General features: G+C 66.7%; 12 protein-coding genes. 10 read left to right on the top strand and 2 right to left on the bottom strand.

Annotated elements, in window-relative coordinates:
- The first annotated feature begins 12 nt into the window (after positions 1-12).
- From U6115_RS03675 to U6115_RS03665, 3 genes are read left to right on the top strand one after another with little or no spacing between them, the layout of a single operon-like run.
- On the top strand, positions 13-2,862 hold the full coding sequence (locus tag U6115_RS03675; RefSeq protein ID WP_043576861.1) for a YjbH domain-containing protein: 2,850 nt from the start codon (positions 13-15) through the stop codon (positions 2,860-2,862).
- A 24-nt stretch (positions 2,863-2,886) separates the two neighbouring features.
- Positions 2,887-4,830, top strand: coding sequence for an SLBB domain-containing protein (locus U6115_RS03670; protein WP_043576860.1), 1,944 nt, complete (start codon positions 2,887-2,889; stop codon positions 4,828-4,830).
- Positions 4,831-4,859: 29 nt separating this feature from the next.
- The gene (locus U6115_RS03665; RefSeq protein WP_230623391.1) at positions 4,860-6,044 is read left to right on the top strand and encodes a GumC family protein; all 1,185 of its coding nucleotides are present in this window, start codon (positions 4,860-4,862) and stop codon (positions 6,042-6,044) included.
- A 37-nt stretch (positions 6,045-6,081) separates the two neighbouring features.
- Here U6115_RS03665 and U6115_RS03660 read toward each other — a convergent pair whose 3' ends face one another.
- Positions 6,082-7,287, bottom strand: a complete 1,206-nt coding sequence (locus U6115_RS03660) for a multidrug effflux MFS transporter (protein WP_043576857.1) — start codon at positions 7,285-7,287, stop codon at positions 6,082-6,084.
- A gap of 161 nt (positions 7,288-7,448) precedes the next feature.
- Here U6115_RS03660 and arsC point away from each other — a divergent pair, with 161 nt between their 5' ends.
- The 5 genes from arsC to U6115_RS03635 all read left to right on the top strand — a co-directional run bounded on the left by arsC (position 7,449) and on the right by U6115_RS03635 (position 12,684).
- The gene (gene arsC / locus U6115_RS03655) at positions 7,449-7,799 is read left to right on the top strand and encodes an arsenate reductase (glutaredoxin) (RefSeq protein WP_043576854.1); all 351 of its coding nucleotides are present in this window, start codon (positions 7,449-7,451) and stop codon (positions 7,797-7,799) included.
- A 166-nt stretch (positions 7,800-7,965) separates the two neighbouring features.
- Complete coding sequence (locus tag U6115_RS03650; RefSeq protein ID WP_043576852.1) at positions 7,966-8,466, top strand: MarR family transcriptional regulator; 501 nt, start codon at positions 7,966-7,968, stop codon at positions 8,464-8,466.
- 94 nt (positions 8,467-8,560) lie between these two features.
- Positions 8,561-9,970, top strand: a complete 1,410-nt coding sequence (locus U6115_RS03645) for an efflux transporter outer membrane subunit (protein ID WP_043577163.1) — start codon at positions 8,561-8,563, stop codon at positions 9,968-9,970.
- Between the two features lie 13 nt (positions 9,971-9,983).
- Entirely contained in the window at positions 9,984-11,138 is a 1,155-nt protein-coding gene (locus tag U6115_RS03640; protein ID WP_043576849.1) for an EmrA/EmrK family multidrug efflux transporter periplasmic adaptor subunit, read from the top strand.
- Positions 11,139-11,151: 13 nt separating this feature from the next.
- On the top strand, positions 11,152-12,684 hold the full coding sequence (locus U6115_RS03635; protein ID WP_043576846.1) for a DHA2 family efflux MFS transporter permease subunit: 1,533 nt from the start codon (positions 11,152-11,154) through the stop codon (positions 12,682-12,684).
- A 48-nt stretch (positions 12,685-12,732) separates the two neighbouring features.
- On the opposite strand, the gene U6115_RS03630 is transcribed toward U6115_RS03635, so the two are convergent.
- A complete protein-coding gene (locus U6115_RS03630) occupies positions 12,733-13,602 on the bottom strand; it encodes a LysR family transcriptional regulator (protein WP_080770257.1) in 870 nt (289 codons plus the stop codon).
- A 114-nt stretch (positions 13,603-13,716) separates the two neighbouring features.
- Here U6115_RS03630 and U6115_RS03625 point away from each other — a divergent pair, with 114 nt between their 5' ends.
- Together U6115_RS03625 and U6115_RS03620 are read left to right on the top strand one after the other, a co-directional pair.
- Positions 13,717-14,742 (top strand): YeiH family protein, encoded by a 1,026-nt coding sequence (locus U6115_RS03625; protein ID WP_043576842.1) that lies wholly within the window; start codon positions 13,717-13,719, stop codon positions 14,740-14,742.
- Positions 14,743-14,831: 89 nt separating this feature from the next.
- Entirely contained in the window at positions 14,832-18,425 is a 3,594-nt protein-coding gene (locus U6115_RS03620; protein WP_052258118.1) for a DUF2339 domain-containing protein, read from the top strand.
- Positions 18,426-18,471: the final 46 nt, after the last annotated feature.

Below are 18,471 nucleotides of genomic sequence, written 5' to 3'. Positions count from 1 at the left end.
CAGGCCGCAGCAATGCAGAACAAATCCAGACGCTATCTGGCTTCGGGGGTGTTACAAGGGGGCTTGCCGCTGCTTTTCGCCTGCAGCGCCATCGCCCAACCATCGCTGACCGGGCAGATGGGCTATGTCAACATGCCGTCGGCCCGCGTCGGCGAAGACGGCACCTTCAGCCTTGGCTACGGCTATGACAAGCCGTACGGCGTGCTATGGACTTCCACCACGGTGCTGCCCTGGCTGGAAGTGTCGGGACGCTACACGTCCATCTCCGGCATTCCCGGTTTCGACAATCCGCAGTATGGCGGCAATTACGGCAGGTACAAAGACAAGGCCATAGACTTGAAATTCAAGCTGTGGGACGAATCCGCGCTGATGCCGGAAATCTCGCTGGGCACGACCGACATCGTCGGCAACCGGCTATGGAAAAGCACCTATCTGGTCGCCAGCAAGAATCTGCTGCCCGGCCTGGAGGCTTCGCTGGGCTATGGCAAGGACCGCATACAAGGCGCATTCGGCGGCCTGCGCTATACGCCGCAAGCGCTGCCCAACTGGTCGCTGGTCGCCGAGTACGACGCCAACAACTACCGGCAGGATCCCTACGAATCCAGCACGCTGGCCGCCGACCGGAAAAAAGGCCCGGTGGTCGGCATCGAATACCAATGGGGCTGGCTGGGCCTGCAAGTCGCCCGGCAGAAAACCCTCAACAGCGTCAATGCCCACATCGACATCCCGCTGAACGTGAAGGAGTTCGTGCCCAAGATCCAGGAGCCTGACTACTTTCGCGGCGGCCCCGACCTGCCTTCACGCCCCACGCTGGCGCAATGGAAGGACAGCGGCGACTACGCCAGCCAGCTGGCAACCGCGCTCGCCAAGCAGGACTTCAAGAACATCCGCATCGCTATGCAGCGCGACGCGCTGGTGCTGGAGCTGAGCAACAGCCGCATCTCCAATGTCGGCCGCGCTGTAGGCCGCGCCGTGCGCACCGCGCTCTATTTCGCGCCGCTGGAAACGCGCGAAATCAAGGTGGTTTACACCGAGTTCGAGCAGCCGGTCGCCACATACAGCTTTTACGACATGCCCACGCTCAACGACTACTTGCTGGGCAAGGCCAACCGCGCCCGCTTCCTGGAAACCGTCAACATCCGTCCGGGCCGCGACGAGGAAACCCAGCCGCTGGCCAGCCAGTCGCTGGCCCAAGGCCTGAAGGAAAGCATCCAGCTCAACCTGCTGACCAACCAGGAGGGCGACCTGGTTCAAGTCACCAGCAACGACGCCGAAGACAACCATTTCCACATGGCGCCGAAATTCGGCGTCTATTTCAACGACCCCAGCGGCGCCTTCCACTACGACATCATGGCCGAGGCCACCTACAAGCGCCGGCTCGCCAAGGGTCTGTATCTGGACAGCGCGCTGAGCGCCGACCTCTACAACACCATCACCGCCGTGACGCAACCGTCCAACAGCCTGCTGCCGCACGTGCGCTCCGATATCGCCGACTACAAGCGCGTCAAGGCGCCCAAGCTGAACCGCTTCATGCTCAACCAGTACATGACGCTGTCGCCCAATACCTATGCCCGGGCTTCCGTCGGCATCTACGAGGAAATGTACCGCGGCGCCGGCGGCCAGATCCTCTACTACCCCGGCGTGAAGAACTGGGCGGTGGACTTGACCGTGGACGCGCTGCAGCAACGCGACGTCCAGGGCTGGTTCGGCAAGCGCGACTACCAGACCATCACCGCGCTCGCCGCCATGCACTACCAGCTGCCGCTGGGCGTCACCGCCACCGTGCGCGCCGGCCGCTTCCTGGCCAAGGACGACGGCGCGCGGCTGGAGTTGAAGCGCCGCTTCCACTCGGGCATAGAGGCCGGCTTCTGGTACACCAAGACCAACGGCAACGACATCACCAGCCCCGGCACGCCGTCCAAGCCTTACAACGACAAGGGGATGTTCTTCACCATCCCGCTCAACAGCCTGCTGACCTTCGACAGCCGCACCGCCGGCGACTTCTCGCTGTCGCCGTGGACCCGCGACGTCGGCCAGATGGTGATGACCCCGGGCGACTTGTACGAAATCCTCAGCGACCCGAAGCGCGACATCAACGCCTACGACGGCCTGGGCAATTTCGCCGAACGCCCCGACGAGCAGAACCTGCCCGCGGTCAATCCGCCGCAGCCCAGCTACCACCCGTGGCCGATGATCCGGATGCGGCTGGAAGATTCCGGCACTCAGTGGCTGCAAATGGACGACAAGGCCGCCGCGCTGGGCACCATCGGCTTCGCCACCCTGACCGCGATGGCGCTGGACCGGTCGGTCAACCGCGCCTTCCAACAGCATGAGCAGAACCGCCTGGTGAAGGACTGGGGCAAGCTCGGCAAGGACCTGCCCTACGCCGCGGCGGCCCTGTCCGGCGCGGCGTTCGCCTTGGGCGACGACAGGCTGAGCAACACCGGCCTGATCGCGCTGGAATCCAGCGCCGCGGCAGTGGCAGGCAGCGAGCTGCTCAAAGGCGTGGTCAACCGCGCGCGGCCCGACGCCGGCGCCGGTCCCTGGAGCACCCAGCCGTCGGGAGAATCGCGGCTGCAAAGCAGTTTCACCTCCAACCACGCCGCCGTGCTGTTCGCCGCCGTCACCCCGTTCGCCAAAGAATACGACCAGCCCTGGCTGTACGGCGTCGCCGCCTTCGGCTCGGTCGGCCGGCTGGCCAGCCGCGACCACTGGCTGTCCGACGTCACCGTCGGCGGCTTCCTCGGCTACCTGGTGGGCAACTGGCTGTGGCAGGCCCAGCGCGACGACAGCCGTTACCGCAGCAATGTGATCGTCAGCCCCAAGCAGGTAGGGGTGCAGCTTCAGATACCCATCCAATAAGTCTCAATAGCGGGAAGCCAAGCCATGACTGCAAGCATCTTGAAATCGAGCGGAAAAACCCTATTGGCGCTATGCCTGCTGGCGATCAGCAGCTGCCCGCAGGCCGCCGGCAACGTCAGCTACCCCAGCACCACCATGCCCGGCTATGAAACCGACAACAACAACGGGCTCCCCGCGATCAACAGCCTGCCCACCGGCCAGCAGGCATTCGACAAGCCATTCCCGCAACTACAACAACAGAACGGCCGGAGCAACCAGGCTTATCCGCAGCGCAACCAGCCTTATCTCGACGACAACGGCTACGAACTGAACCCGTTGAACGGCAAACCCAAGCTGCCGCCGTTCGCCGACTATGTCCAGAAAGCCACCGAGCAGACCCTGCCGATTTTCGGTAGCAAGCTGTTCCGCAACCCGTACAACAATTTCGAGTCGGCGGACGGCGTGCAGGTCAATCCCGACTACGTGATCGGCAACGGCGACCAGCTGCAAATCAAGGGCTGGGGAATGGTGGACATCGATCTGACCATGACGGTGGACCGCAACGGCGCGATCTACCTGCCGCGCGTCGGCAGCGTCGCCGTCGCCGGGGTGCGCTACCGCGATCTGCAAGGCGTGCTGAAGAAAAGCGTCAGCCGGGTATTCAACAATTTCGACCTCAGCGTCAGCCTGGTGCAAAGCCGCTCGGTGCAGGTGTATGTGGTGGGCCATGCCCGCCAGCCCGGCAGCTATACCCTCAACGCGATGAGCACGCTGCTGAACGCCCTGCTGAAGGCCGGCGGGCCGGACGACAGCGGCAGCCTGCGCCGCGTCGCGCTGATGCGCGGCGGCAAGGAGGTCGCCAAGGTCGACCTGTACGCGATCCTGGTGGATGGCGACAAGTCAGAGGATCAAACCCTGCGCGATGGCGACGTGATCCAGATTCCCGCCGCCGGCCCGCGCGTGGCCCTGCTCGGCGACGTCAAGATTCCGGCCATCTACGAATTCCGCGATGGCGACAACGTCGGCAACCTGCTGCACTGGGCCGGCGGCCTGGAGTCCGCCGCCGAAGGCAAGGAGTTGTGGATAGAAAAGAGCGTGAACAACCGCTTCCTCAATCTGGCGCATGTGCAGAACGACGATCGGCAGCTGTCCGGCATCGCGCTGAAGGCCGGCGACATCTTCCGTCTGCACGTGCCGGGCGCGCAGCCGGTAAGCGTGCAGAAGAACGACGAATTCGTCAGCGTCGGCGGCGAAGTCGGCCACACCGGCACCTTCCAGATCCAGAAAGGCGAAACCTTGCGCCAGCTGATCATGCGCCTCGGCGGCGTCAACGATGACGGCTATGTGTTCGCCACCCAGTTCAAACGCGAAAGCATACGCCAGATGCAACAGCAAAAACTGGACGAAGTGTCCGCCCGCTTCGAGAAGGAGCTGGAGCAAAACGCCGCCGGCCGCCTCGGCAAGCTGACCGACAAGGACGCGATCGCCTCGGTGACGGCCGAGGTGGAGCGCCAGCGCCAGATCGCCGCCAAAATGCGCGAAATCAAGGCCGAAGGACGCGTGGTGCTGGAGATGAAAGATGCCAACGCCCAGGTCAAGGACCTGCCGGATCTGGAGCTGCAGGATGGCGACCAGGTGGAAATCCCGCGCCGGCCCGGCACAGTCAACGTGCTGGGCGCGGTCTACCAGAGCAACGCCTTCATCTACCGGCCGCAACGCTCGGTCAGCGACTACCTGACGCTGGCCGGCGGCGTGGTGGACAGCGGCGACAAGTCGTCGATCTACGTGCTGCGCGCCGACGGCACCGTGGCCAGCAGCAACAATGGCAGCTGGTTCTCCGGAGTCGGCGGCAAACGCATCAATCCGGGCGATACCATCGTCGTGCCGGAAGAACTGAACGCCGGCAGCTGGACCCAGTCGTTGAAGGAGTGGACCTCCATCCTGTATCAGTTCGGCCTCGGCGCCGCAGGCCTGAAAGTGCTGAAGTGAGCATGAACCCGACAGCGAAGGAGACGCAGATGCAAACCGCAACCGATGGGCGCGCCAAGGACGAAGTCGACCTGCCGACCCTGCTGGCGCAGCTGGCGCGCCACAAGCGCTGGATCGCCTCCAGCACCTTGCTGTTCGGCGCGGCGGCGCTGGCCTACTGCCTGTTGGCGAAACCGGTTTTCACCGCCACCACCAGCATCATGCCCCCGCAGCAGCAAAACAACGGCATGAGCGCGCTGCTGGGCCAGCTGGGCGGGCTGGCCGGCGCCGCCGGCGGCCTCACCGGCCTGAAAAACCCGAACGACCTCTATATCGGCATGCTGCAAAGCCGCAGCGTGGCCGACAAGCTGATCCAACGCTACCAGTTGAAACAGCGCTACCAGCAGGACACCATGGACGCGACGCGCAAGGCGCTGCAAGGCCTGAGCAGCTTCGCCAACGGCAAGGACGGGCTGATCAGCATCAGCGTCGACGACGGCGACCCCAAATTCGCCGCGGCGCTGGCGAATGGCTACGTCGAGGAGCTGAAGGCGGTGAACCAGTCGCTGGCGGTGACCGACGCCGCCAAACGCCGCCTGTTCTTCGAACAGCAGCTGAAGCAAACCAAAGACCTGCTGACCGAAGCCGAAAGCGAACTGCGCAAAACCCAGGAAAAAACCGGCATGGTATTGCCGGAAGGCCAATTGCCGGCGATCGTCGGCTCGGTCACCCAGCTGCGCGCCAATATCGCCGCCAAGGAAGTGCAGCTGGAAGCGATGAAGAGCTTCGCCACCGCGCAGAACCCGCTCTACATACGCGCCGAGCAGGAGCTGGCCGGCCTGCGCGAGCAGCTCGCCAAACTGGAAACCGGCGACGGCAACGGCCGGGACATGCTGGTGCCAACCGGCAAGGTAGCGCAAAGCGGACTGGAATATCTGCGCCGGCTGCGCGAAGTCAAATATCAGGAAACCATTTTCGAACTGCTGTCCAAGCAATACGAGCTGGCGCGGATAGACGAAGCCAAGGACTCTTCGCTGATCCAGGTATTGGACGCCGCCGTGCCGCCGGAGCTGAGAAGCAAGCCGAAACGCAGCCTGGTGCTGGCGCTTGGCCTGTTCGCCGGCTTGCTGGTCGGCACCCTGGCCGCTCTGCTGCGGGCCCGGCTGGACGAGCGCGGCGCGCGGCGCGGCCCATCCCAGGCCGAACCCGCGTTCGCGCTGAAGAACAACGGCTGAGCGGCGCGCGGCCCGCCCACGCGGCTGGCCGCGCCCTTCAGCGCCCTATCGCCCGCATCCGCAAGCGGTAGCCCATCCGGCAGACAAAACCCAGCGCCAACAGCACGCACATCGCGCAGGCCAGCCGCAGCGGGCTGCCCCAGGCCAGCGGCGCCAGCGCCCCCGCCACCAGGCTGGACATCATGGTCTGGCAGAACCCTTGCAGCGAAGACACCGTGCCGCGCAGCGAAGGAAACTGGTCCATCAGATTGAGCGTGATGGACGGCGCCGCCAGCGACATGCCGGTGGTGTACAGCGCCAGCGGCAGCACCGCCCACGGCAGCGTCAGCTGATCCGCCGCTAGGTTGTAGGCCAGATTGGCCAGCGCCGCGGCGAACATCAGCCAATAGCCGCGCGACACGATTTCGCGCTGAGAGGCATGGCCCGCCATTCTGCCGGACAGGTAGGCGCCGAACATGATGCCGGACACCACCGGGCCGAACATCCACAGAAACTGGCTGGGCCCCAGGTGCAGGTGCTGCATCAGGAATACCGGCGCCGACGGCACATACAGGAAGAAACCGGCGAAGTTGAACGACACCGCCGCCGTCAGCAGCTGGAAATCGCGCTTTTTGCCCACCTGCCAGTAATTGGCCAGCAGATAACGGACCTTCAGCGGCTGCCGCGCCTCGCGATGGTGGCTTTCCTCCAGGCCGAACCAGCACAAGGCGAACAAGGCGAAGCCGACCAAGGCCATGAACACGAAGATGGAGTGCCAGCCGAAGGCGCCGAACAACCAGCCGCCCACCACCGGCGCGATCGCCGGCGACAAGGAAAACAGCATGGTCACATGCGACATCAGCCGCTGCGCCTCGGCGCCGTCCAGCTTGTCGCGGATGATGGCCCGGCCGACCACCAGGCCGGCGCCGCCGCACAAGCCCTGCAGGCCGCGGAACAGCAGCAGCATGCCCAGGCTGTCAGACAGCGCGCAGCCAAGCGAAGCCAGGCCGAACAGCAGCGTGGTGGCCAGCACCACCGGCCGGCGCCCTATCGCGTCGGAAATGGACCCGTGCCACAGCATCATCAACGCGTAACAGAACAGATAAACCGTCAGCGCCTGCTGCATCTGCAGCGGCGAGGCCGCCAGGCTGTCGCCGATGGCCCGCATCGCGGGCAGGAAGGTATCGATGGAGAAAGGACCGATGGTGGATAGAGCTGCCAGCAGGAAAACCAGGCCGAAATGGCTGCGCGTGGATGAGGGCATGGGAAAATAATCATAGATAATATCGTCATGTTAACGATAAGCACTCCGCTTGCCAAACACCAGCCGCAAAGCTTGGCAGGCTCGGTCTTTCATGCCACGATGCCGCTACCTTCCACACGCGCAGCGAGCGGATTCCGCCGCCATAACAAGGGAGAAGCCCGATGATCCGTCTTTACCACAATCCCAAGTGTTCGAAATCGCGCGCGGCGCTGGCCCTGCTGGAAGAAGCGGGCGCCGAAGTCGAAGTCGTCGAATACCTGAAGCACCCGCCCAGCGCCGAAGAACTGGACCGACTGCTGCAGCTGTTGGGCATGGAGCCGCGCGAGCTGATGCGGCAGAAAGAGGAAGAGTACGCCGACCTCTACCTTGACGACATCACGCTGGAACGCAAACACCTGATCGCCGCGATGGTGGACAACCCCAATCTGATCGAGCGCCCGATCGCGGTGGGCGACGGCCGCGCCGTCGTCGGCCGGCCGCCGGAGCAGGTGCTGCTCCTGCTGTCCCGCTAAGTTTCCCGCCTTCCCCCTGCGGCCTGCCCTCCGGCAGGCCGTTTCGCATTCCGTTCCCTATCCGCCAAGCATGCCAACGACATTGACGCAACAGTCTAAGCCGGCAAGTCATTAGCGGGGTTATTATTTCTTGCAAAATAATACCGCGCGTTACTAAAATATCCACATGAGCCCAAACAAGTCCTTTGCCCAACTGGAACAGGCGATCAACCACGTCGAGGCCCGCTTCCCAGGCGTGCCGCGCCAGGAAGTGATCCTCACCCGGCTGATTTTCCATATCGTGCCGCGGCTGAGCGCCCACATGTGCGAGAGCCTGAAGCAGCACGGCCTGAACGAAACCGTCTGGATGGCGCTGTTGGCGCTGTACGCCTGCCCGAACCAGGCGCTCAATCCCAGCGACATCAGCGAGACGCTGGACTCCTCCCGCACCAATGCCACCCGCATCGCCGACGAGCTGGTGAAGAACGGCTGGGCCGCGCGCTCCGCCAGTTCCGAAGACCGCCGCAAGATCGTGCTGGAGCTCACCGCCGCCGGCGTGGCGCTGGTGGAAAGCCTGCTGCCCTACTCGCGCGAAGTCCACAAAACCCTGTGGGCCGACTTCGACAGCGAGGAGAAAGCGCTGCTGGAACGACTGATGCGCAAGCTGCTGAGCAAACTCGGCGGCTGAATCCGCAAGCACTTTTTTCGCTCAAATAATAACCAGTGTGATTATCATCAGATATATCACTGCATCGCATACATCATTGATGGAGACCGACAAGGTGAACAAGAAATCTTGGCCACAGACCGCCGGGGTGCTGCTGATCAGCGCCGTGCTCGGCGGCTGCGCCAGCTTCGGCCCCGATGTCACCCCCGATCAGGCGCTGAGCGCCGAACAGCTGAAGCTGGCCGCCCCCGGCAAACAGAACCTGAGCGGCAACTGGTGGCAGCAACTGAACGACCCGGCGCTGAACCAGCTGGTGGACAGCGCGCTGAAAGACGCGCCGTCGCTGAAGCTGGCCGCCGCGCGCCTGCGCCAGGCCCGCGCCGCCGTCGGCATCGTGGAAAGCAAGGATGGCCCGCAGCTGGACGCCACCGCCAATGTCGCGCAAATCCACACCGACCAGCTCAAGCCGCTGCTGCATGAAGACTACGTCACCGCCTACACCGCGGCGCTGGTCGGCAGCTGGGAATTCGATTTCTGGGGCAAGAACCACGCCGCGGTCAGCGCCGCGCTGGGCCAGCAGCAGGCCATCGCTTTCGAAGGCGAGCAAACCCGGCTGATGCTGACCCAGGCGGTGATCGCCCAATACACCCAGCTGCAGCGCAGCCAGGCCCAGGCCGATCTGCTGGCCCAGCGGCTGGCCATCGCGCAAAGCCGCGAGAAGCTGACCCAGGCCCGCATCAACGCCGGCCTCCTGCCCGGCGACAATCAGCGCGGCAACGAAGTCTCGATCGAAAAACTGCTGCAGCAGCAAAGCGCGTTCGCCAACGACATCGAGCGCAGCCGCCACGCGCTGGCCGCGCTGACCGGCCAGGGGCCGCAAGCGCAAGCCGCGCCGCAGCCGGGCAAACTCGATCCGGCGCCGGTGCCGCAGCTGGACAGCCTGGACGCCAACCTGCTGGGCCGCCGTCCCGACATCGCCGCCCAGCGCGCGCGCGTCGAGGCGATGGACAGCTCGGTCAAGGAAGCCCGCGCCGAGTTCTACCCCAATGTGAAGCTGACGGTGTTCGCCGGCCAGACCTCGCTGGAAATGGACCAACTGTTCAAGAGCGGCTCCTCGCTGTGGGGCTTCATGCCGGCGATCAACCTGCCGCTGTTCCACTCCGGCCAGTTGCAATCCAACCTGTCCAAACAGCAGGCCGGCTACGACATGGCGGTGCAGCAGTACAACCAAACCGTGCTGGACGCGCTGCGCGACGCCGCCGACTCGGTGTCCGGCTGGCAGAACAGCCAGCGCCAGCTGAAGCAGGCCGAACGCGCGCTGGCCAGCAGCCGCAAGGCCAACGACGCGATGGCATCGCGCCTGCGCGCCGGCCTGGTCAACAAGCTGTCGCTGCTGGACGCGCAAGACGCGCTGCTCGGCCAGCAATCCGCCTACATCGACGCCAAGGCCGCCAACCGTCTGGCCTGGGCCTCTCTGAACACCGCGCTCGGCGGCGGCTTCCAAGCCCAGCCCGCCAGCCACTAAGGACATCATCGCAATGGATCAGAAACTAGAAACCGCGCAAAGCCGCAAACGCAATCTGCTGGTCGCCACCACCCTGTTCGCCGCCATCGCCATCGGCTACGGCGCTTACTGGAGCCTGGTGCTCAGCCACCAGGAAAACACCGACGACGCCTATGTCGCCGGCCATCTGGTGCAGGTCACCCCGGAAGTCGGCGGCACCGTCGCCAAGGTGCTGGTGGACGACACCCAGGCAGTCAAGGCCGGCCAAGTGCTGGTCAGCTACGACAACAGCGACGCCGAACTGGCCTTCGAACGCGCCCGCAACGAATTCGCCCAGACCGTGCGCCAGACCCGCCAGCTGATGGCCAACACCCAGCAGCTGGACGCCCAGGTGGCGTTGCGCCAGGCCGAACTGTCCCGCGCCGAAGCCGACCTGAAGCGCCGCAAGCTGCTGGCCGGCAGCGAGGCGATGTCGGCCGAAGAGCTGGGCCACGCCGGCGACGCCGTCGCCGCCGCCCAGGCCGCGCTGACCGCCGCCCAGGAGCAGGCCAAGGCCGGCCTGGCGCTGGTGGGCAAAGACGCGCTGGCGCAGCAGCCGGCGGTGAAGGCCGCCGCCAGCCGCCTGAAGGAAGCCTGGCTCAATCTGCAGCGCACCGAGATCAAGGCGCCGCTGGCCGGCACCATCGCGCGCCGCAACGTGCAAGTGGGCCAGCGCATCGCCGCCGGCACGCCGCTGATGGCGGTGGTGCCGCTGGAAAACCTGTGGGTGGACGCCAACTTCAAGGAAGGCCAGCTGGCCAAGATCCGCGTCGGCCAGCCGGTGGAGATCAAGTCCGATCTCTACGGCGGCAAGGTGGTCTACCACGGCAAGGTGCAAGGCCTGTCCGCCGGCAGCGGCAGCGCCTTCTCGCTGCTGCCGCCGCAAAACGCCACCGGCAACTGGATCAAGGTGGTGCAGCGCGTGCCGGTGCGCATCGCGCTGGACCCGCAGGAGCTGAAAGACCACCCGCTGCGCGTCGGCCTGTCGATCGACGCGGTGGTGGACACCAGCAACCAGGACGGCAAATCGCTGGCCGAAGCCGCGCCGGCCGCCGCCGCCAGCGAAAACAACAACACGCTGCCCGACCTGAAGCAGGCGGACAAGCTGGTGGCCGAGATCCTGGCCGCCAACGCCGTGGCCGGCAAGTAAGGAATCCGTCGCCATGAACCATCCGCCACTGACCGGCTCGAAACTGGTCTGGATCACGCTGGCGCTGTCGATGTCGGTGTTCATGCAGGTGCTGGACACCACCATCGCCAACGTGGCGCTGCCCACCATTTCGGGCAACCTGGGCGCCGCCACCAGCCAGGGCACCTGGGTGATCACCTCGTTCGGCGTGGCCAACGCCATCTCGGTGCCGCTGACCGGCTGGCTGGCCAAGCGCTTCGGCGAGGTGAAGCTGTTCACTGCCTCCACCCTGCTGTTCGTGCTGACCTCCTGGCTGTGCGGCATGTCCAGCAGCCTGGAAATGCTGATCCTGTTCCGCGTGCTGCAAGGCGCGGTGGCCGGCCCGATGATTCCGCTGTCGCAGAGCCTGCTGCTGTCGTGCTATCCAGCGGCGAAGAAAGGCATGGCGCTGGCGCTATGGGCGATGACGGTGATCGTCGCGCCGGTGTTCGGCCCGATTCTGGGCGGGGTGATCAGCGACAACTGGCACTGGGGCTGGATCTTCTTCATCAACGTGCCGGTGGGCCTCGCCGCCGCCTTCATTTCCTGGCGCATCCTGAAGCCGCGCGAAACCGACACGGTCGACTTGCCGATCGACAAGATCGGCCTGGCCTTGCTGGTGATCGGCGTCGGCTCGCTGCAGATGGTGCTGGACCGCGGCAAGGAGCTGGACTGGTTCAACTCCGCCGAGGTCGTCACCCTGGCGGTGGTCGCCGCGCTGGCGCTGGTCTACCTGGTGATCTGGGAGCTGGGCGAGGAACACCCCATCGTCGACCTGTCGCTGTTCAGCCAGCGCAACTTCACCGTCGGCACCGTCGCCATCAGCCTGGGCTTCATGCTGTACTTCGGCGCCGTGGTGCTGCTGCCCTTGATGCTGCAGACCCAGCTGGGCTACACCGCCACCTGGGCCGGCCTCGCCGCCGCGCCCATCGGCCTGATCCCGGTGGTGCTGTCGCCCATCATCGGTAAGAACGCGCACCGCTGGGACATGCGCTGGGTGGTGACGGTCAGCTTCAGCGTCTACGCGATCTGCTTCTTCTGGCGCAGCAACTTCAACACCGACATGGACTTCTCCTACGTGGTGTGGCCGCAGGTGGTGCAAGGCATAGGCGTGGCCTGCTTCTTCATGCCGCTGACCACCATCACGCTGTCCGGCCTGCATCCGTCGCGGATCGCCAGCGCGTCCAGCCTGTCGAATTTCCTGCGCATCCTGGCGGGCAGCATCGGCACCTCGATCACCACCACGATGTGGGACCGCCGCGAGGCGCTGCACCACTCCAAGCTGACCGAGCACGTGACGCAGTACGATCCGGAGTCGGTGTCTTGGTTCGGCGCCATGAGCAAGCTGGGCCTGAACCCCGGCCAGCAGCAGGCGCTGACCCAGCTGCAGGTCACCAAGCAGGGCTACATCATGGCCGCCAACGAGATATTCTGGGTCTCCGGCATCCTGTTCGTGCTGCTGATCGCGCTGGTGTGGCTCGCCAAGCCGCCATTCACCGCCGCCGGCGGCGACAGCGGCGCGCACTGAGCGCCAGCGCCAAAGAAACGGGCAAAGCTTCGCGGCTTTGCCCGTTTTTCATTGCAGATGCCCGCCGAAGGCCGCCATGCCGCGGCTGGCCGACTTGTCGCGGTGCTGCACCCGGTACAGCGTGCGCGTCAGCGGCGGCAGGTCGGCGTCCACCGCCACCACCGCGCCGGCGGCCAGCAGGTCGGCGATCACATGGCGCGACAGGCAGCTGACGCCCAGCCCCGCCGCCACCGCGTGCTTGATCGCCTCGGAGTGGCCCAGCTCCATGCTGATCGCCAGCCGGCTCAAATGCGGCAGCAGCACCCGCTCCACCTCCTCGCGGGTGCCGGAGCCGGCCTCGCGCAGTATCCATTCCGCCTGCGCCAATTCCGCCGCCGCCACCTTGCGGCCGGCCAGCGGATGGCCGGCGGCGGCGAACACGATCAGCTCGTCCTGCCGCCACGGGCTGGCCAGCAGCTCCGGATGGTGGCACGGGCCTTCTATCAGGCCGAAATCGACGCGGAACGCCGCCACCGCTTCGACGATGTCGCGGGTATTGGCCACTTCCAGCTCCAGCCGCGCCCGCGGCCAATCGCGGCGGAAAGCCGCCAGCAGTGGCGGCAGCAGGTAATTGGCGATGGTAGTGCTGGCGCCGATACGCAGCGCCAGCGCGTCGCCGTCGAACAGGCCCTGCACATCGGCGGCCGCGTCCAGCAAGGCGCGCGCGCGCGGCAGCAGCAGCCGGCCGTGCTCGTTGAGCAGCAGCCGGCGCCCGACCCGGTCGAACAGCTGCGCGCCCAGCCCCTGCTCCAGCTTGCACAGCGCCTGGCTGGCGGCCGACTGGGTCAGCGCCACCCGGTCGGCGGCGCGCGTCACCGTGTCCAATTCCGCCACCGCCACGAATACTTCCAGCTCGCGCAGGCTGATGTGCAGGCTCATCCGTGTCTCCGCCGTCAATTAATCGGTTTTACTACTGATATCTATTAATTTTATCTGTTTTTCTACTGATATACAGCGGTGTATCTTGGTCATATAGCAAAGAGGCATTAACTTATGACCAAACATTCAAACATCCTGCCCGGCCTGCTGCTGGCGCTGGGCCTGGCCGCCGCCGCCATCTGGGCCGCCGAGCTGCCGGCGATGAAAAGCCTGGGCCTGTCCGCCCTCACCCTCGCCATCGTCGGCGGCATGGTGATCGGCAACACCGTTTACCGCTTCATCGCCGGCCCCAGCCACCACGGCATCGCCTTTTCCAAGCAAAAGCTGCTGCGCGCCGGCATCATCCTGTTCGGCTTCAAGCTGACCTTCCAGGACATCGCCGCCGTCGGTTTCTCCGGCGTGCTGATCGACGCGCTGGTGCTGACTTCCACCTTCCTGCTGGCGTTTTGGGTCGGCCGCAACAAGCTGGGCCTGGACGAGCAGAGCGTGATCCTGATCGGCGCCGGCAGCTCGATCTGCGGCGCGGCGGCGGTGCTGGCCACCGAGCCGGTGCTGAAGGCGCACGCCGAGAAAGTGGCGGTAGCGGTGGCCACCGTGGTGGTGTTCGGCACCGCGGCGATGTTCCTGTGGCCGCTGATGTACGAGGCGGTGCGCTATCTGGGCATTTCCGAATTCAGCTACGGCCTGTTCGCCGGCTCCACCATCCATGAAGTCGCCCAGGCGGTCGCCGCCGGCAAGTCGGTCAGCGACGCGGCGATGAACACCGCCGTCATCACCAAGATGATACGGGTGATGATGCTGGCGCCGTTCCTGATCGGCCTGTCCGCCTGGCTGGCGAAGCGGCACCGCGGCAACAGCCACGAGAAGACCGGCATCACCATCCCCTGGTTCGCCGTCGCCTTCCTCGCCGTGGCCGGACTCAACTCCTTCAACCTGCTGCCGCACGCGCTGCTGCGACAGATCATCGCGCTGGACAACCTGCTCTTGGCCGCCGCGATGGGCGCGCTGGGCATCACCACCCACCTGTCGGCCATCCGCCAGGCCGGCAGCAAGCCGCTGCTGCTCGCCAGCATGCTGTTCGGCTGGCTGATCGTCGGCGGCGGGCTGATCAATGCCGGCGTGGCCATGCTGATCCGCTGAAGCCTTTGCCGGCGCGTCGCGCCGGGTCGTTTTACCGGGACACTATCGTCATATAAGATATTGCCAATTTATTGACATAGATTCCCCGCATGCGACACTGGATCATCGCCCTGCTGGCCCTGCTGCTGGGCACGGCCGCCGACGGCATCGAGCTGGGGCTGAGCCTGGCGGCCATCGCCGGCATCGCCAGCCTGGCCTTCGGCAAATCCGCCGGCGCCGGCGGCAAAAGCGAAATCATTCCCGGCCAACCGCCTTCCCGCGCCCTGACCTTATGGCAGATGCAGCAGCGGCTGGAGGCGCTGGAGATAGAAGTGGAGTTGCTGCGCGAGCAAGCGCGCGCCCGCTCAGACGCCGCCCCGGCCGCGCCCGACTACAGCTGGCGGCCCGTGGAGCCGGACGAAGCGCCGCCGCCTGCCCCGCAGGAACCTCCGCCGCTCCCCGCGCCAGAACCTCCTCCCCAGGAGCCGCCGCTCGAGATCGAGTGGGAAGAGGTCGGGCCGCCTCATGCCCAGACCCCGCCGGCGCCTCAACCCGTCCGCGCCGCGCCGGACATCGCGCCCGCAAGACCCTCCGCTCCCACCCTGCTGGAGCGCGGCTGGCAGTACGCGCGCGCCTGGCTGCTGGGCGGCAATAGCGTGGTGCGGGTCGGCATGCTGCTGCTGTTCTTCGGCTTCGCCTTCCTGCTCAAATACGCGGCCGACAACAGCCTGCTGCCGATAGAGCTGCGCTTGGCCGGCGTGGCGCTGGGCGGTTGCGCGCTGCTGGCCGCCGGCTGGCGGCTACGGCTGAAGCGCCGCGGCTACGCGCTGATCCTGCAAGGCGGCGGCGTCGGCACGCTGTACATCACCGCCTTCGTCACGCTGAAGTTCTTCCAGCTGTTGCCGCCGGGCCTGACGTTGGCCTTCCTGGTGCTGCTCGGCGCCGCCAGCGCCTGGCTGGCGATACGCCAGGACGCGCCGTCGTTGGCCGGGATGGGCATCACCGGCGGCTTCCTCGCCCCGATCCTCACCTCGACCGGCGGCGGCAGCCACGTGCTGCTGTTCAGCTACTACGCGCTGCTCAACGCCGGCATCTTCGGCATCGCCTGGCGCAAGTCCTGGCGCAGCCTGAACCTGCTGGGATTCTCCTTCACCTTCGTCATCGCCACCGCCTGGGGCGTGTTGCAGTACCAGCCGGAGCAGCTGGCCAGCACGCTGCCCTTCCTGGCGCTGTTCTTCGGCTTCTACCTCGGCATCGCCGTGCTGTACGGGCTGCGCCAAGGCCTGGCCCTGCGCCATTACGTCGACGGCACACTGGTATTCGGCACGCCGCTGGTCACCGCCGGGCTGGCGGCCGGCCTGCTGCGCCATACCGATTTCGGCATGGCCTGGTTCGCGCTGGCGTTGGCCGCGGTCTATCTGCTGCTGACCTTCTGGCTGCGCCGCCGCGCCGCCTTGCCGCTGCTGGCGGAATGCTTCCTGGCGTTGGGCGTGATCTTCGCCACGCTGGCGGTGCCGCTGGCCTTCGATGGCCGCGTCACCACCGCGCTGTGGGCGGTGGAAGGCGCCGGCCTGCTGTGGGTCAGCCTGCGCCAGAATCGCCGCCTCGGCCTCTGGTTCGCCCTAGGCCTGCAGCTGTGCGCCGGCGCCGCCTGCCTGAGCCATCTGCCCGCCCAAGCCGATGGCTGGCCGGTGCTGAACGCTTCGCTGATCGCCTGCCTGCTGCTGGCAGCCTCCGGGCTGTTCAGCGGCTGGCAGTTGCAACGCCGCGGCGGAAACGCCGCCGTGCCGCCGTCCTGGCTGGCCGTCTGGGCCGGCCTGTGGTGGCTGGGCGGCGGCATCCGCGAATTGAAGCTGTACCTGCCGGCCGGTTACCTGGCCGACGGCGTCATGCTGCTGCTCTGCGCCAGCGCGCTGGCTTGCGGCCTGCTGCGGCGCCGGCTGGACTGGAAGCTGCTCGCCTATCCGGCGCTGGCGCTGCCGGCGCTGACGCTGGGCTGGAGCCTGCTCGGCGCCTTGCCTTACCTGCAGCGGCTGTCGGAACTGGGTTGGCTGGCGGCGCCCGCCGCGCTGGCCGCTTCGCTATGGCTGCTGCGCCGCCACGAAGAGGAAACCGCCGACGCCGGCTGGCTGCACGCCTGCTGGCAATGGGCGCTGGTCGCGCTGCTGGCGCGCGAAGCCGGCGGCTGGCTGTGGCAATGGCTGCCGGACGGCGTCTGGCGCCACGTGGCCTTCCCGTTCGCGGCCAGCGCGCTGCTGTTGCTGGGCGGACCGCTGAGCCTGCTGGAATGGCCGGTGCGCCGCCACCGCGCCGCCTACCTCGGCTACGGTCCGGCGCCGCTTTTCCCGGCGCTGGCGGGCTGGATGCTGTGGTCGCTGCTGTCCGACGGCAATCCGGCCCCGCTGCCGTGGCTGCCGCTGCTCAATCCACTAGACCTCGCCGTCGGCTTCAGCCTGCTGGCGCTGTGCGCCTGGCTGCTGCGCCTGAACCGGCACTGGCCGACGCAGCCGCGCGCCGCGGCCGCCTGGCTGCTGTGCCCGGCCATCCTGCTGGCGGTCAGCGCCGATGTGCTGCGCGCCTTCCATCACTGGGCCGGCCTGCCCTATTCGCTGGACATGCTGTGGAGCGCTTCCGACAGCCGCATCGTTCTGGCGCTGGGCTGGTGCGCGCTGGCGCTGCTGGCGCCGCGGCTGGCGGCCGGCCGCGAGAGCGGCCGCGTCGTCGCCTGGTGGAGCGCGGCCGCCGGCGCCGTCCTGCTGCTGTGGATGCTGCTGGCCAATTTGGAAACCGGCTCGCCGCTGCTGCTGCCGTGGCTGCCCTTGCTCAACCCGCTGGAGCTGGCGCAACTGGCGGTGCTGGCCTGCGTCTGGCTCAACTGGCGCCGCGCCGGCTTCCCCCGCCCCCGCTCCTTGCCTTGGCTGGACTACGCGATCGCGGCCTGGCTGCTCGCCTTCGGCTGCGCCATCGTGATGCGCGCCTTCCATCACTGGCAGGGCGTCGACTACCGGCTGGACGCCGCCTTGCGCTCGCCGCTGCCGCTGACTGTGCTGATGCTGTGCTGGGCGCTGCTGGCCCTGGCCGCGCCGCGGCTGGCGGCCGGCCGCGAGGGAGCGGCCGCGGTGACCGCCAGCCTGCTGCGCCTGCTCAGCCCGGTGCTGCTGCTGTGGAGCGTGCTGGCCAACCTGCAGGGCGAGCGGCTGCTGCCCTTGCCGCACCTGCCGCTGCTGAACTTGATGGATCTGTCCCAACTGGCCGTATTCGCCGCCTGCTGGCTGAACTGGAAACGCGGCCTGCTGCGCTGCGCGCCGCTGGAGCCCTGGCTGCGCTGGCTGGCCGGCGGCTGGCTGTTCCTGTTCGGCAACGCCGTGGCGCTGCGCAGCCTGCACCATTGGCTGGACATCCCTTACCGCTTCGGCGCGCTGCTGCACTCCACCCTCGCCCAGGCGACGCTGTCGCTGGGCTGGACGCTGGCGGCGCTGGGCCTGATGGTGGCCGCCACCCGCCGCGGCCAGCGCCTGCCCTGGCTGTGCGGCGGCGCCTTGCTGATGCTGGTGGTGGCCAAGCTGTTCGCGGTGGACCTGGCTTCGGTGGGCAGCATCGCCCGCATCGTCAGCTTCATCGGCGTCGGCCTGCTGTTCCTGCTGATCGGCTATCTGTCGCCGCTGCCGCCGCGCGCCCACCAGCCGGAACAGGATAGGCCGTGACCCGCGCCGCCGGTCATCCTGACGCGCGGCCATCCTCGTCTCGCCG

It is taken from the genome of Chromobacterium subtsugae, assembly GCF_035919665.1.
Classification (GTDB): domain Bacteria; phylum Pseudomonadota; class Gammaproteobacteria; order Burkholderiales; family Chromobacteriaceae; genus Chromobacterium; species Chromobacterium subtsugae.
The sequence above is the reverse complement of the archived record's forward strand: the minus strand, read 5'-3'. Positions and strand labels throughout refer to the sequence as shown.